Annotated in this window: 18 protein-coding genes; 10 read left to right on the top strand and 8 right to left on the bottom strand. The window is 71.8% G+C overall.

The genetic code is table 11. The annotated features are described in order from the left end of the window. Nucleotides 1-4: 4 nt before the first annotated feature. Both M3Q23_04630 and M3Q23_04625 read left to right on the top strand, forming a co-directional pair. Entirely contained in the window at nucleotides 5-751 is a 747-nt protein-coding gene (locus M3Q23_04630; protein ID MDP9341398.1) for a thymidylate kinase, read from the top strand. 4 nt (nucleotides 752-755) lie between these two features. Then, entirely contained in the window at nucleotides 756-1,508 is a 753-nt protein-coding gene (locus M3Q23_04625) for a thymidylate kinase (protein ID MDP9341397.1), read from the top strand. On the opposite strand, the gene M3Q23_04620 is transcribed toward M3Q23_04625, so the two are convergent. Together M3Q23_04620 and M3Q23_04615 are read right to left on the bottom strand one after the other, a co-directional pair. Next, nucleotides 1,474-1,716, bottom strand: a complete 243-nt coding sequence (locus M3Q23_04620) for a hypothetical protein (GenBank protein ID MDP9341396.1) — start codon at nucleotides 1,714-1,716, stop codon at nucleotides 1,474-1,476. The two genes, M3Q23_04625 and M3Q23_04620, sit on opposite strands and share 35 nt — an antisense overlap. A 300-nt stretch (nucleotides 1,717-2,016) precedes the next feature. Continuing rightward, nucleotides 2,017-3,771 (bottom strand): CHAD domain-containing protein, encoded by a 1,755-nt coding sequence (locus M3Q23_04615; protein ID MDP9341395.1) that lies wholly within the window; start codon nucleotides 3,769-3,771, stop codon nucleotides 2,017-2,019. 44 nt (nucleotides 3,772-3,815) lie between these two features. On the opposite strand from M3Q23_04615, the gene M3Q23_04610 reads away from it, so the two are divergent. Beyond that, on the top strand, nucleotides 3,816-4,217 hold the full coding sequence (locus tag M3Q23_04610; GenBank protein MDP9341394.1) for an NUDIX hydrolase: 402 nt from the start codon (nucleotides 3,816-3,818) through the stop codon (nucleotides 4,215-4,217). A 100-nt stretch (nucleotides 4,218-4,317) separates the two neighbouring features. Further along, complete coding sequence (locus M3Q23_04605) at nucleotides 4,318-5,160, top strand: alpha/beta hydrolase (GenBank protein MDP9341393.1); 843 nt, start codon at nucleotides 4,318-4,320, stop codon at nucleotides 5,158-5,160. Between the two features lie 50 nt (nucleotides 5,161-5,210). Here the strand turns inward: M3Q23_04605 and M3Q23_04600 are convergent, their stop codons facing one another. Beyond that, nucleotides 5,211-5,891, bottom strand: coding sequence for a hypothetical protein (locus M3Q23_04600; GenBank protein MDP9341392.1), 681 nt, complete (start codon nucleotides 5,889-5,891; stop codon nucleotides 5,211-5,213). A gap of 177 nt (nucleotides 5,892-6,068) precedes the next feature. On the opposite strand from M3Q23_04600, the gene M3Q23_04595 reads away from it, so the two are divergent. Both M3Q23_04595 and M3Q23_04590 read left to right on the top strand, forming a co-directional pair. Beyond that, a complete protein-coding gene (locus M3Q23_04595) occupies nucleotides 6,069-6,371 on the top strand; it encodes an antibiotic biosynthesis monooxygenase (protein MDP9341391.1) in 303 nt (100 codons plus the stop codon). 72 nt (nucleotides 6,372-6,443) lie between these two features. Continuing rightward, nucleotides 6,444-7,400, top strand: a complete 957-nt coding sequence (locus M3Q23_04590) for an ROK family protein (GenBank protein ID MDP9341390.1) — start codon at nucleotides 6,444-6,446, stop codon at nucleotides 7,398-7,400. 70 nt (nucleotides 7,401-7,470) lie between these two features. Here M3Q23_04590 and M3Q23_04585 read toward each other — a convergent pair whose 3' ends face one another. From M3Q23_04585 to M3Q23_04570, 4 genes are all read right to left on the bottom strand, one after another. Further along, nucleotides 7,471-8,805: a bifunctional DedA family/phosphatase PAP2 family protein gene (locus tag M3Q23_04585; protein ID MDP9341389.1), complete on the bottom strand. Its 1,335-nt coding sequence runs from the start codon at nucleotides 8,803-8,805 to the stop codon at nucleotides 7,471-7,473. A 71-nt stretch (nucleotides 8,806-8,876) separates the two neighbouring features. Next, nucleotides 8,877-9,290, bottom strand: a complete 414-nt coding sequence (locus tag M3Q23_04580) for a DUF1232 domain-containing protein (GenBank protein MDP9341388.1) — start codon at nucleotides 9,288-9,290, stop codon at nucleotides 8,877-8,879. Between the two features lie 39 nt (nucleotides 9,291-9,329). Beyond that, complete coding sequence (locus M3Q23_04575; GenBank protein ID MDP9341387.1) at nucleotides 9,330-9,527, bottom strand: hypothetical protein; 198 nt, start codon at nucleotides 9,525-9,527, stop codon at nucleotides 9,330-9,332. Between the two features lie 23 nt (nucleotides 9,528-9,550). After that, complete coding sequence (locus M3Q23_04570) at nucleotides 9,551-10,081, bottom strand: chromate resistance protein ChrB (GenBank protein MDP9341386.1); 531 nt, start codon at nucleotides 10,079-10,081, stop codon at nucleotides 9,551-9,553. Between the two features lie 205 nt (nucleotides 10,082-10,286). Between M3Q23_04570 and M3Q23_04565 the strand changes: the two genes are divergently transcribed. Further along, nucleotides 10,287-11,153, top strand: coding sequence for an undecaprenyl-diphosphate phosphatase (locus M3Q23_04565; GenBank protein ID MDP9341385.1), 867 nt, complete (start codon nucleotides 10,287-10,289; stop codon nucleotides 11,151-11,153). A 7-nt stretch (nucleotides 11,154-11,160) separates the two neighbouring features. Here the strand turns inward: M3Q23_04565 and M3Q23_04560 are convergent, their stop codons facing one another. Then, nucleotides 11,161-11,472: a hypothetical protein gene (locus M3Q23_04560; GenBank protein ID MDP9341384.1), complete on the bottom strand. Its 312-nt coding sequence runs from the start codon at nucleotides 11,470-11,472 to the stop codon at nucleotides 11,161-11,163. A 128-nt stretch (nucleotides 11,473-11,600) separates the two neighbouring features. On the opposite strand from M3Q23_04560, the gene M3Q23_04555 reads away from it, so the two are divergent. Genes M3Q23_04555 through M3Q23_04545 form a run of 3 tightly spaced genes read left to right on the top strand, consistent with a single transcriptional unit; the run spans nucleotide 11,601 to nucleotide 14,092 of the window. Beyond that, on the top strand, nucleotides 11,601-12,710 hold the full coding sequence (locus M3Q23_04555) for an ATP-binding protein (protein ID MDP9341383.1): 1,110 nt from the start codon (nucleotides 11,601-11,603) through the stop codon (nucleotides 12,708-12,710). Nucleotides 12,711-12,749: 39 nt separating this feature from the next. After that, nucleotides 12,750-13,412 carry an MSMEG_4193 family putative phosphomutase gene (locus M3Q23_04550; GenBank protein MDP9341382.1) on the top strand — a complete coding sequence of 221 codons (663 nt, stop codon included), beginning with the start codon at nucleotides 12,750-12,752 and terminating at the stop codon, nucleotides 13,410-13,412. A gap of 5 nt (nucleotides 13,413-13,417) precedes the next feature. Then, complete coding sequence (locus M3Q23_04545) at nucleotides 13,418-14,092, top strand: DUF3090 domain-containing protein (GenBank protein ID MDP9341381.1); 675 nt, start codon at nucleotides 13,418-13,420, stop codon at nucleotides 14,090-14,092. Nucleotides 14,093-14,213: the final 121 nt, after the last annotated feature.

Here is a 14,213-nt window from a genome sequence, read left to right as displayed (position 1 = left end):
AGCGGTGGTGAGCGACGTGGAGTTCCCCGGCCGGCTGTTCATCGTCGAGGGGATCGACGGATCGGGCAAGAGCACGCAGCTCGACCTGCTGTACAAGTGGCTGGTCAGCCAGGGCTACCTGGTGGTGTTCACGGAGTGGAACTCCTCTCCGATCGTGAAGGCGACCACCCGCCGGGGAAAGCGGCGGCGGCTCCTGTCCCCCGTCTCGTTCAGCCTGATCCACGCGGCCGACTTCGCGAACCGGATCCACGCCCAGATCCTGCCGGCGCTCCAGGCCGGGGCCATCGTCCTGGCGGACCGCTACGTCTACACGGCGTTCGCCCGTGACGCCGTCCGCGGCGTCAGCCGGTCGTGGCTCCGCCGGCTGTACTCGTTCGCGGTCCCCCCCACCCTGGCCTTCTACTTCGACGTCCCGCTCCCCGAGGCCATCCGCCGCATCAGCGAGGGGCGGATGCGGTTCAGGTACTACGAAGCCGGGCTCGACCTCGGCCTCAGCCCCGACCCCGAGGAGTCGTTCCGGATGTACCAGGGGCTGATCAAGGCGGAGTACGACCGGCTGGCGGACGAGTACTCGCTGGTCCGGATGGACGCCACGGCCAACCTGATCCGCCAGCAGCACGAGATGCGGGAGCTGGTGCGGCCGCACCTGGACGGCGTGGTGCGGATCGACGAGGCCGGCGTGCGGGACGCGCTCCGGGAGACCGGCCTGATCGGCCGGTACCTGGTGGGCCGTCCCGCCTCGGGGGTGTGAGCGCGTGACCGAGCTGAAGTTCTACGGGGACCGGCCTCCCGGCATCGAGGGCGACGTCGTGCCGGGGCGGCTCATCGTGATCGAGGCCACCGACCGGGCCGGCCGCTCCACCCAGGTCTCCCTGCTGAAGGAATGGATCGAGGAGATGGGCTACGCGGTGTTGGACACCGGCCTGGTCCGCTCCGACCTGGCCGGCCCGGGCATCAAGCGGGCCAAGGAGGGACACACCCTCGACGCGATCACCCTGAACCTGTTCTACGCCACGGACTTCTGGGACCGGCTGGAGCGCCAGATCCTCCCCGGCCTGCGGGCCGGGATGGTCGTGCTGGCCGACCGCTACATCTTCTCGCTCATCGCCCGGGCCGCCGTGCGGGGGGTCTCGGTGCAGTGGATGGAGGACCTGTACGGGTTCGCCCTGGTCCCCGACCGGGTGATCTACCTGGACATCGACGTCGACCACCTGCTGCCGCGGGTGGTCGGCAGCACGGGGTTTGACTACTGGGAGTCGGGCCAGGACTTCCTGCCCAACGGGTCGGTGTACGACAGCTTCGTGGAATACCAGCGTCTGCTGCTGGCGGAGTTCCGCCGCCTGGCGGAGCGCCACGACTTCTCCGTGGTGAACGCACGGGAGAGCGTGGCCGACGTGTTCCGCTCGGTGCGGGCCGTGGTGGAGGAGGTCATCCGGGATATGGGGACGGAGGCGGGCCTCGCCGCCCCCGACCTCATCGCCCGAGGGTCCGAAGCGCCTCCTGCGTGACCAGCCACCGCAGCGTGGCTCGAGCCAGGCCCTGGTCGAGGCCGAGGGCCATCGCGCCGCCCTTGTCCAGGTCGATCCGAACCGTCGAGGCGTCCCCCACCAGCAGCGTGGAAGCGAGCTCGGTCAGGTTCGGCTCGTGGCCGACCAGGGCCACCACCGCCTTCCCCGCCTGGGCCCGGATGGCCTTCACGGCCTCCACGGCCTCCACCGCGTCCCGGGGCGTCCGCTCCTTCTCCAGGGCCTCGGCGGGCAGAGGCGGCGGCCATCCGGCTTCCTCCTGGAGGATCTCCGCGGTCCGCCAGGCTCGGGAGAATGGGCTGGCCAGGACGACGCCGGGCGGCGGCGTCAGCGGGCCGAACCCCCGGGCGGCCTCGCGGAACCGGCGCTCCCCCTCGGGGGTCAGCGGTCGCCGGCTGTCGTCCGGCCACCGGGACAGATCCTCGGGGAACGCCGCCGCGTGGCGGACCAGGATGAGGGTCAGGGCCGGCTCCCCTCCGGGCTTCAGGCCTCAGGCCGATCCGCCGGTGGCGGCGGGGACGATCGCGGGCGTGGGAGCCGGCTCGACCGGCCGGAGCACCGGCCGGCGGTCGCTCCACCCGGACGCGGCGCGAACCCGCTCCATGGTCTTGTGGAGCTCCTTCCAGCGCTTTCCCAGCACCTGCCGGTAGACCTTCGGCGCACGCTTCTGGAGGTCGGCGGCCTGCCGCCGGTACCGCTCGGCCACCTGCCCCATGGCGAAGACGGTCGTGGGCGAGAGGTCCTCTCGGACGGCCAGGCCTCGCAGCCGGGCCACCGCCACCACGGCGTCCTGGAGGAGACCCAGGTGGTCCTGAAGCTTCTCCAGCCGCTTGATCAGCGGCCCGGGCTCGTCCCCGTACAGCTCGGACAGGAACTCGAGCGTGTAGCGAAAGCGCTTGCCCCGGATACGGACGCGGTGGAAGTCCTCCGGGGCGGGGTCGCCCTTCAGCCGGCGCGCGGCCTTCCGCACCTTGCGGTAGCGCGCCGCCGCCAGCTCCGGCGCCACCACCACGGCGGGCACCCGCGACGCCGGTGACGTGCGGAGCGGTCCCCGCCGAAGCAGCCCGATGAGGCCGGTCACCAGGCGCCGGTACCGGGCCGAGTCCAGCACCTCGAGCAACACCGCGCGGGCTTCCTCCCGCTCGGACTCCAGGACCCCGCGCAGCGCGGCCAGCGGCTCCCGGTCGCCCCGGTCCGCCTCGTCGATCCACCCCTGGAGCCGCTCCAGCTGGACGTCGAGGTCCCGCACCGCGCCCAGCGCGTCCGCCACCCAGCGGAGCTCGTCCCTGGCTCGGACCACCCGGACCGGCAGGACCTCCTCGAACAGCTTGATGGCCGCCCGGATCCTCCGCGTGGCCACCCGCATGTCGTGCAGCGCGTCCGGGTCCTCGCCCAGCCTGGTCCCGGGCTCGTTCTCCAGGAACGCGCCGAAGTGCCGCCGAAGTGCCGCGAAGGCCAGCTCGCCGACGGAGGGGGCCGGACCCACCTCGACTGGGCCCAGGTCGGGCGGCGGAGGCGGTCCCAGGCCCAGGGCCATGAGCCCGGCCTCGAACTTGGACAGCTTCGCGGGGCGGAGGCCGCACTGCTCGGCCATGGCCCGGACGAACGGCTCGACCGTTTCCAGCTCGCCGTCCCGCATCTCGACCTCGACCCGCCGAAGCCGCGCGGGCTCCTGACCGGGCGCCGACCGGATGCTGGTCCGGTCGAGGGCGATCTCCGCCGCTCCCCGGCCGCCCACCTCGAGCGCGTACTTCTGCCGCCGGGTCCGGACCTCCAGGATCCGCTGGAGCGGCCGGGTGCCGGCCACCGCCCTGACCCGCCGCCCGACCTCGCCCCCGCTCGCGGGGAGGGTGTCCAGGTCGAGGTTCGGCACGGCCTCGTTGAGCTCGCTGCGGTCCCGGAGCCCGTCCTTCGGCGGCGCGAACGACTTCAGGGTGGCCTCGGCGGCCCGGCCGTGCCGGCGGACACGGAGCGAGAAACCGGCCCGGAACAGGCGCCAGTCGTCGGTGTCGGCGTAGACGTCCACCTGGAAGCGGGCCGGTTCGGGGCGAACGGTGAACCTGGCGGGGCCGGCGCCCCGGCTGCCGGCGGAGACGCCAGCGTCACCCTCGTCGCCGGCAAGGCCGGCGGTCGCGGTGGCGACGTACGGTGCCAGCCACCGCTCCACCGGGCGGACGTCGAGCGCGTCGAACTGCCACTCGACCTCGCGGCCGGATTTCGCCTCCGGAACTCGGTCTCCCCGCACGACGGGGAGCATAGCCCCGTGCATCGTGGGCTACGGTTCAGCGCATGGAGGGCACGGTCCGGGCCGCGGGCGGCGTCGTGCTCCGCCCGGATCGGTCCGGACAGCTCGAGGTGGCCCTGGTGCACCGTCCCGCCTACGACGACTGGAGCCTCCCCAAGGGGAAGCTCCTGCCGGGCGAGAGCGAGGAGGACGGCGCGCTGCGGGAGGTGCAGGAGGAGACCGGGATGCGGTGCCGGCTCGGTCGCCGGCTCTCGAGCGCTCGATACCGAGACCGAAAGGGCCGCCCCAAGGTGGTGTCCTACTGGGTCATGACGCCGGAGGGCGGCTCGTTCCATCCCACGGAGGAGGTCGACGAGCTCCGGTGGCTGCCCGTGAAGGACGCGGCCGGCCTCCTGTCCTATCCGCACGACCGCGACCTGCTCCGGGAGGCCGTGGCGACGGATTGATGCCCGAGAGTGACCGGCTCGGCGTTTGCGAGGTTCCGGCCCGAGGCTCATCGTTCCAGGGGAGGCCGCGATCCGGCGCGACCCGGGCAGGGGAGGGCGTATGACGACCGTCACGAAGCAGGAGCAGGCCGAGGTCGATAAGGCGAACGCCTCGGGCAAGACCCCGGTCGTGTTCGTCCACGGGCTGTGGCTCCTGCCCAGCAGCTGGGACCGGTGGGCCAGGCTGTTCGACGGGGCGGGATTCGCGGCCCTCACGCCCGGCTGGCCCGACGACCCGGAGACCGTCCAGGAGGCGAAGGAGCACCCGGAGGTCTTCGCCAAGAAGTCGGTCGGACAGGTCGCCGACCACTTCGACGAGGTGATCCGTGGTCTCGACAAGAAGCCCGCGGTCATTGGCCACTCCTTCGGCGGACTCTTGACGGAGATCCTGGCCGGTCGCGGTCTGGCGGCTGCCTCGGTGGCCATTTCCCCTGCGCCGTTCCGAGGCGTGCTGCCCCTGCCGATCTCCGCGCTCAGGTCGGCGTCCCCGGTCCTCCGCAACCCCGCCAACCGCCGCCGCGCGGTCCCGCTCACGTACGACCAGTTCCGCTATGCGTTCGCCAACGCCGTGACCGAGGACGAGGCGAAGCAGCTCTACGAGAAGTTCGCCGTGCCCACCCCCGGAGAGCCACTCTTCCAGGCCGCCGCCGCCAACCTGAACCCGTGGACCGAGGCCAAGGTCGACACGAAGAATCCGGAGCGCGGTCCGATGCTGATCATCTCCGGCGAGCTCGATCACACCGTCCCGTGGTCGATCTCCAACGCGTCCTACAAGCGCGAGCAGCGCAACGACGGCGTCACGGAGATCGTGAAGATCCCCAACCGGGGACATGCGCTCACGATCGACGGCGGATGGCGAGAGGTCGCCGACACCGCGCTGGGGTTCATCAAGCGCTTCGTGTAGCCGGTCTCCAAGCGGCCAGTTTCACGGGATCACGCGTCCGTCGAGGGGCCTCAGGCTGGCTGCTTGCCCGAGGCTCCACCTTCGACGAACAGCGGTGCCGTGCTGGCCCGCTGCCAGACGGAAGACTGGTATCTCATCAGCACGGTCAGCGCGCCGGCGGCGAACAGCACTCCCGCCGCCAGGGCGAGGGCCAGCGAGTGGCCGGCGGCGAGGGCAGCCGCCAGCCCTGCCGCGGCGCCGGCGAGCACGCACGTGACCACGGCGACCATGCCGGCGACCGTCCGGAACCCCTGCCAGCTCCCACTCCACAACCCCTGGACATGGAGCCGCTCGGCGGGGGGAACGCTGAGCAGGTAGGGGGTGATCTCCGGTTCGTGATCGAAGTAGTAGGCGCGGAGCCTGGCGATCCGTCGCGCGTACCCCTGGTCCTCGATTCCCGACTGCAGGACGCGCTCGAAGGTCACGAGCCCCACGAAGGCCAACGTGGGAAGGAGGACGAGCGCGAAGGCGTAGAAGGCGGTGCCGAGCCGGACGGCCGTCGCCATCAGGCCGAGTGCGACCAGGCCGGCGCTCACGAATGAAAGAAACATGGTCGCCCGGCCGGTCGACTCGGCGATCGTGGCGGAGCGAGCGCCCTGGAGCGTGAAGTGCTCCGTGGTGATGAACGTGACCGCGGCTGGCCGCGGGTCGATGTTCGTCCCACCATTCGTGGTGGGTGGCTCGTCGGTCATGGCGACCTGCCTCCTCGTGAAGTCAGGTCGAACCTAGCACCGGATTCCCGCGGAATGAGTGGACCAGGCCATGGCGAGGGTGGCCCGGTCCCTATCACGAACCATCCCAACGCGGCGTAGGGTCCCGGATCGAGCTGGGCTGGAGGGCCGCGCCGGGAGGATGCCGAGGAGAACAGGATGATCGCGAGGATCTGGCGGGGAGCCACGCACGAGCGTGACGCCGAAGCCTACGTGGAGTACCTGCGAGGGACCGGGCTCAGGGAGTACCGGGAGACGCCGGGCAACCTGGGCGCGTGGGTCCTGTGGCGGGCCGCCGGCGGCCGGGCCGAGTTCGTGACTCTCTCCTTCTGGGAATCGGAGGAGGCCGTGCGGGGGTTCGCCGGGGACGAGATCGACCGCGCCGTCTTCTATCCGGAGGACGACCGATACCTCATCGAGCGGGACGAGACCGTGGCTCATTACCACGTCTCGCCCGAATAGCGGTGACCCCCGCCGTCCGCCGAGCTCTGCGCCGTGGCGTGGCCGCCGCCGCTCACGGCTACCATTCTGTCCATGGCCCAGCTCACGGCGGGCGTCGACCTCGGGGGGACCAAGATCCAGACCGCGCTGCTCCGGTCCCGGACCGTCGCGGGCAGCACTCGGGTCCCGACGCCCCAGACCGGGCCGGCGGACGTGGTGACGGCGATCGTGGGCACCATCCGGGACGCGCTGAAGCAGGCCGGCGCCCCTGCGACGGACCTGGGCGGGGTGGGCATCGGGTCACCGGGCGAGATCGACGGTGAAGCGGGCGCGGTCTCCAACTCCCCGAACCTGCCCGGGTTCCGGGAACGGGTCAGGCTCGGCCCGCTCGTGTCCCGCCGGCTCCGGGGGGTTCCGGTGACACTCGACAACGACGTCCGGGTCGCGGTCCTCGGCGAGTTCCGCCGGGGAGCGGGGCGTCCGTACCGGGACTTCCTGGGCGTGTTCGTGGGGACCGGGGTGGGCGGCGGGCTCATCCTGGGCGGCAAGCTCCGGGAGGGCCGCGGCGGGGCCGGTGAGATCGGGCACACCGTCGTCCAGGACGGCGGGCGGCGATGCGGGTGCGGGCGGCGGGGCTGCCTGGAGGCCTACGCCGGCCGGGGCTCGATGGAGCGGACGGCGCGGCGGTGGCAGGACCGCGGCCACAAGACCGTCCTGTTCGACGTCATGAAGGACAAGGGCGCCGACCGGCTGACCAGCGGCGTGATCGCCGCTGCGCTGAAGGAGAAGGACCGGATGGCGCGGCGGCTGGTGGACGAGGCCGTGTGGGCGCTGGGGATCGCCCTGGCGTCGGCCCAGAACGTGCTGGACCTCGAGGCCATCATCGTGGGGGGAGGGCTGGGCGACCGGCTGGGCCAGCCCTTCGTGGCGGGGGTGGCCGAGGCCATGTACCCGCACCTGTTCGTCTCGGACCGCCCGCCGGCCGTCCTCGGCACGGAGCTGGGCGACCTGTCCGGTGCGGTGGGAGCGGCCGTCCGGGCCGGCGGCTGAGAGACCGACACGGCCGAGCTGATCGGGGGGTCCGAAGAACAGCGTGACCCGCCCGCCGGCAGGCATCCCCTCATGCCGCGCGGGGTAGCCGGACCTCCGTGTCTCGCGGCTCGGCCCTGCCCGCGACGAGGGCCGTCACGACGATGCACAGCCAGAGCCCTCCAAGCGCATAGCCGCCGAGGACGTCCGTCAGCCAGTGCGCTCCGAGGTACACGCGCGATGCCCCGACCAGAAGGACGATCGAGGCCGCCGTGGCCACCACCAGGGCACGGTGCCGGTTGGCCACCCCAACCAGGATCACGGCCAGCATCCCCCACACCGCCAGGGCCTGGGTGGCATGCCCGGAGGGGAAGGCCCATCCGTTGAAGCTGTACCCGAGGCCGAACCTGGCCGGCGGCCGGGGCCGACCCACCAGCGGCTTCACGATGTCGGCCAGGACGACGGCCCCGGCCAGTGCGACCGCCAGTTTGGCCAGGGGCCTCCAGTCCTTTCTCCTGAGGAGGAAGTAGCCTCCGACAAGCGCGACCATCGGGATGAGGACGGCAGTCGAACCGAGCCAGGTCACGGCCTTCATCATCGCCGTGAGCGCCCCGGCCCTGTGAGCGAGGACGAAGGACTCCACGTGAGGGTCCCAGCGCGAGCTGTCGTCGTGCCCCACCACGTCCTGGGTCAGGGCCCCGAACCCCCATGCGCACAGCGCGCCGGCGGTCAGCGCCATGGTCAGGGGGAACCCTCGGGGCGCGCGGGGATCCAGCCGCAGCCTGACCCAGGCCACCTGCCGGGGAAACCGCGTGCGGGTCCAGGCCAGTGGCGGACGCTCGGCGAGCCGTTGGGCCAACCGGCGGACCGCCTCACGCTCGCGGATCAGCCGACCCACGACGAGCCCCACCACGACGAGGGCCAGCAGGACGAGCCCGGCCTTGCTGGCGACGGACTCGACCTGCCGCCACGCCGCACCCGCGAAGAACCCCAGGAGGACGAAGCTCGTGGCCCAGAGCGTCCCCCCCAGGGCGTTGAAGAGCAGGAACCTCGGGTACGGCATCCTCGACATCCCGGCGAGCCCCGGCACCATGACCCGGAGTCCCGCCGTGAACCGCCCCAGCACCACGGCGTGCGGTCCTCGGCGCTCGAGGTAGGCGTTCGCACGCTCGAGGGTCCTGTCCACGTGACGCCCGATGAGGGGCAGCCTCCCGAGGGTTCCCCGGAGGATGGCGTGGCCCCACCTCCGGCCCATCTCGAACCCGATGGAGTCGCCGATCACGGCGCCCAGGATCGCCGCCACGATGGCTCCCCACAGGGCCACGCGGCCCTGGTAGGCGAGCACGCCTCCCAGGAACACCGCGATCTCCCCGGGGAAGACGAACCCCACGAAGGCCGAGGCCTCGAGGGCCGGGAGGGCGAACACCAGCGCGAGCGCACCCCAGCCGCGGAGTGAAAGCAGTTCATGCAGGATGCTCGCGATCGGAGCCGGTGGGGTCACCCCGGGTCCCGCTGCGCCGTCCGGCGCCTGGACAGTCGGAGCAGCCGGTCGAGCGTGGCGGGGTCGCCACGCCAGTGGTCGCGGATGACCTCAGGGCCGGTCGATTTCAGGACATGCCGCAACACCAGGGCTGCCACGACGGCGTCGTCCAGCGGCCCGAGGAATGGGATGAACTCCGGAATGAGGTCGATCGGCGACACGATCCACGCGGCGGCGAACACCAGCAGCGCCTTCGAGCGCCGAGGGCATCGCGGGTCACGGAGGAGGCCACGGAACAGGATCACCAAGTTGGGCAGGAGGGTGGCAAGCTCGCGCGCGGCCGTCCGCTTCCCGGCCACCACCAGGCCGACGACCAGGAAGACCCAAAGCGCGATCGCCCCCAGGAGGGCGACGATCAGGCCGTGCACCATGGCGCACCCTTCCTGGCCCTCACGGGACCGACGCTGCGTCTAGGACGCCACGTGCCACAGGACGACCAGCAGGCCGACGAGGAACACCGGCACCGTGACGGCTGTGACCAGCAGGGCCACACGGAGCCGCCTCAGCGTGGCCGGAACCTCGGCCATCGCCCCTTCCGCCGCCTCCAGGGCGCCGGCGCGGAGCCGCGCCCAAGCCGCGGCCCAGGTGAGGCGCTCCTCAGATGGCATCGATCGCTCACTCTTCGATCCGCTCATGGTGCTCCTCCTGCTTCGTAGACACGGTCGGCGAACTCCTCCAGCGTTTCGGCGCATGCCTTGAGGCGTCGCTCGGCGAGCTCCGCCGACGGCGCCTGGAACACGTCCTTCGCCCGGATCTCCCGGTACCACCGGCGAAGCCGCTCCAGGCTCTGCTCCTCCTCGTCGAGCTCCGCGGGGGTGAACTTCTCCTTCCCGATCTCGCCGGTGATCTCCCGATCGAGCTTGTCGCAATCGGACAGGAACTCGATCCACTCCGCCTCCCGAGCCTCCGTGAACAGCCGCTCGAGCCGGGCCGCGTGCGTGTCGTCGAATGGTGCCCCGCGAAGGAGCACGACCTCGCCCTCCGCCCGTTCCACGAGGGCCACGGCGTGTTGCACGCCCTCGGCGAACACCGGCCGGGACGGAACCGCCCACGTGGCCTGCTGGAGGGGAACCGCGCCCAGCCGGCGAAGCTCCCGCCACACGGCGACCCGATGCCTCGAAGGCTCAGCGGGCAATCGGTACGAGATGATCAGCCATTCCATCGTTACATTCTGAACTGTAGCACGAGTTACACGCAACGGTCCAAGGCCTCGGGGGCATCGAGCCTCCTTGCGGCCGGCGGAGACAACGTGAGTGGTCGCCCCCGCCACCGCCGCATGACGCTTGTTGTCCCGGCCGCCTCGCTGGTAGCGTCGCGCGACTCGTGGAACGGAGGCTCGAGTGCTCACGTGGGTGCAGTCGATCGTCATGGGCGTCCTCCAGGGCGTCACCGAGCTGTTCCCCGTGTCCAGCCTGGGCCACTCCGTCGTCATCCCCTCGCTGATCCCGGGGTGGCACGGCCTGGCCAGGGCCCAGTCCCGGCCGGAGTCGTTCTTCCTGGCCTTCCTGGTGGCGCTGCACGTGGGGACCGCGCTGGCGCTGCTGCTGTTCTTCCGGCGGGAGTGGATCAAGATCATCGGTGGGTTCTTCCGCACCCTCGGGAAGCGGCGGATCGACACCCCGGACGAGCGCATGGCCTGGCTGCTCGTCGTGGCCACCGTCCCGGCGGGCATCAGCGGGGTGATCTTCGAGCACCTGTTCCGCGTGGTCTTCGCGAAACCGCTGGCGGCGTCGGTGTTCCTGCTGGTCAACGGCGTGATCCTGCTGGCCGGGGAACGCGTCCGGAAGCGGGCGGAGGTCAAGGCCGTGGCCGTGCGGCACGGGACGTACGAGGGGTCGGACTTCCGGCGCCTGGACACCCTGGAGTTCCGGGAGGCCGGCGTGATCGGCGTCTCCCAGGTGTTCGCCCTGCTGGCCGGCATCAGCCGGTCCGGCATCACCATGGTGGCCGGCCTGGTCCGGGGGCTGGACCACGAGGACGCGGCGCGGTTCTCGTTCCTGCTGGCGACGCCGATCATCCTGGCGGCCGGCGTCTACAAGCTTCCGGACCTGCTCGGCCCGCTGGGCGACGGGATCAGGACGAAGGCCCTGGTGGGCGGGATCGTCGCAGGGGTGACCGCCTACTTCTCGGTGAAGTTCCTGGTGCGGTACTTCGAGGTCCAGACGCTGACCCCGTTCGGCATCTACTGCCTGGTGCTGGGGGCGGTGCTGATCGTCCGCTTCGCAGTCTTCTAGAGCGGACTCAGACCGTTCCGGGCAGGCCCAGCACCACGTCTTCCAGGAATTGGTTGCGGAGGGCCATCAGCAGCCGCTCCAGGCGCCGGCACGCGGCAGCGAAGTCCGGCCCCGACCGGGAACCTCCGGCGGCGAGGTCGGCGGCCCTCCGGATCTCGTCCATCACCTCGGTGAACCGGAGCGGCTCAGCGTCCGCGTCACGATCGGCGAAGTCCGCGTAGCAGACCTCGCAGAAGTCCCGGTACACGGAGCCGGCAGACCGGCACTCGGGGCAGTCCACCGGCTCGAGCCCGGCCGGCCGGATCCCTGTCGCATTCACGCCTGCACCGTATCGAGGCGACCTTCCGGTGAGGCGTCGCCACGCGAAACGGGAGATGAACGTCCGGAGAACCTCCGGGGTCTGCCGGAGGCGCGGTCCTACACTGAGAGCGGGGTGGATACCTCGATGTGCACGCGACCTTCCGCATGCCGGTGGCCGGCGTGGCCTTCCTGAGCCGGCGCCGGGCCGAGCGGGAGGCCGCGCGCCGGGCCCTGGAGGAGGAGCGGGCCCGGGCCGCCGACCTCGAGCGGATGGTGGGGGCCCGGGAGGCGGTGCTGGCGGCCCTTCCCAACGGGATCGTGCTCTTCGCCCCCGACGGGCTGGTGGTCTACGCGAACCCCGCGGCCAGGAGCCTGCTGGGGCGGCGGTTCGACACCCTCGACGAGCTCACTCCGGCCTCCCTGCGCGAGGCGGCCCAGCGCGCCGCGAGCGACGGCTCCCCCGCCGAGGCGGAGCTCGAGACGGGCGGCCTGCTCATCCAGGCCACGGCGGTTCCGACCGGCGGCGAGGGCGGCGTCGTGCTGGTGGCCAGGGACGTCACCGCGGCCCGGCTGGTGGAGCGGGTTCGCCGGGACTTCGTGGCCAACGCGTCGCACGAGCTGAAGACCCCGGTGGCCTCGATCCTGGCGCTGGCCGAGACCATGCAGGACGCCGCCGCGGAGGACCCCGCGGCCATGGAGCGGTTCGCCGCTCGCGTGGAGCACGAGGCCCGGCGGCTGTCCCGCCTGGTCACGGACCTCTTGGACCTGTCCCGGCTGGAGGGCGGGCTCCCCGACCGGTCACCGGTGGACCTGGCACGGGTGGTGGCCGAGGAGGCCGAGCGGCTCCGCCCCAGGACGGACGGGGCCAACCTGCGCCTGGTGGTCGACACGGAGCCCGGCGTGCGGATCCTGGGCTCGGACAGCGACCTCGGGCTGCTCGTGCACAACCTGCTGGACAACGCGATCCAGTACAGCCCGGAAGGAGGGGAGGTCCGCGTGATGGTACGGGCTCGCGACGGCCGCGCCGAGCTGCGGGTGACCGACACGGGCATCGGCATCGCCTCCCGCGACCTGGACCGGGTCTTCGAGCGCTTCTACCGCGTGGACCCGGCCCGGTCCCGGGCCACCGGCGGAACCGGCCTGGGACTGTCCATCGTGCGCCACGTGGCGGAGTCCCACGGCGGCACGGTGGACGTCCGGAGCGTCCTGGGGGCGGGATCGACGTTCATCGTTCGCTTCCCACTGGCCCCGGACTGACCACGCTTCGCACCCGGAGCTACGATTCCGAACGACCTCATGCCCATCCTCCTGCTCGTACGCCACGCGCTGACCGACGCCACCGGCAAGCGCCTGAGCGGCTGGACCCCCGACGTCCACCTCTCGGAACGCGGCCGCGAGCAGGCCCAGGAGCTGGTGGAGCGCCTGGCCCCGGTCCGGATCTCCGCGCTCTACTCGAGCCCGCTGGAACGGTGCCGCGAGACGGCGGAGCCCCTGGCCACCGCGCGCCGGCTGGAGGTCCGCGAGACCGAGGACATCGGTGAAGTTCGGTACGGGGACTGGACGGGGCGAACCCTGGCCCAGCTGTCCCGGACCAAGCTGTGGCGCTCGGTCCAGTCCACCCCTTCGGCGGTGCGGTTCCCGGGCGGCGAGACGCTGCTGGAGGTGCAGCAGCGTGCGGTGCGGCAGGCAGCGACCATCGCTGCCGCCCACCCGAAGTCGGTGGTCGCGCTGGTCTCGCACGGGGACGTCATCCGGCTGCTGCTGGCCCACTACGCCGGGATGCACGTCGACCTGTTCCAGCGGCTGGTCGTGTCGCCGGCCTCCGTGTCCGTGGTGGCGGCCGGAGAAGGCGTCCCCCGCATCCTCCGGATGAACGACACCGGCGGCCTCCGCGACCTCGCGCCGCCGCGGAAGCCTCCGCCTCGCAGGGAGGGGGGCATCCGGAAGGTGGGAGGATAGAGCCCGTGGACCCCGATGAGCCCGTGGACCCCGATGAGCCCGAGGAGCCGGTGGAGCCCGAGGAGCCGGTGGAGCCCGTGGAGCCGGTGGAGCCCGTGGAGCCCGTGGAGCTCGATCCGGTCGATCGCATCACGGCCGAGGCCGTGGGGCCGCCGGGACAGCGAAGCTTCTACATCCAGGCTCGGCAGGGCACCACCCTGGCCACGGTGCTGGTGGAGAAGCAGCAGGTGCAGCTGCTGGCCTCCTCGATCCTGGAGATCCTGGCGCGGGTGGGCAAGGAGACCGGCCCCGGACCGCCCGAGGAAGCGATGGAGCTGGAGGACCCCGTCGAGCCGATGTGGCGGGCCGGACGCCTGTCCATCGGCTACCAGGAGGAGCGCGACCTCCTGCTGCTGGAGATCGAGGAGCTCCTGCCCGACGAGGATGAGGATGAGGATGAGGACGACGAAGAGGGCGAGGAGGAGGAGGAAGAGGACGTCGTCGGCCCACCCGAGCCGGAGCCGGAGCCCGACCGCCTCCGCCTGTGGGCCACCCGCGAACAGATGCTCTCGCTCTCCCGGCACGGCGCCCTGGTGTGCGCCCGGGGCCGGCCCACCTGCCAGTTCTGTGGGAACCCCATCGACCCGGAAGGCCACGTCTGCCCGGCAATGAACGGCCACGGGGCGCTCGGCCAGGGATGAGACACCCTTTGTCAACCACCGGCGGGTCAGGCGGCCCTCGGGACTCGTCCGAGCGCCCGGTTGCGGTTTGCGACGTGGACGGTCTCGTCGTACAGAAGGCCCTTTCGGAGGCAGTGCCACA

It is taken from the genome of Actinomycetota bacterium (genome assembly GCA_030774015.1).
Taxonomy (GTDB): domain Bacteria; phylum Actinomycetota; class UBA4738; order UBA4738; family JACQTL01; genus JALYLZ01.
Note: the sequence above shows the minus strand (reverse complement) of the source record. Positions and strands in the feature narration are given on the sequence as shown.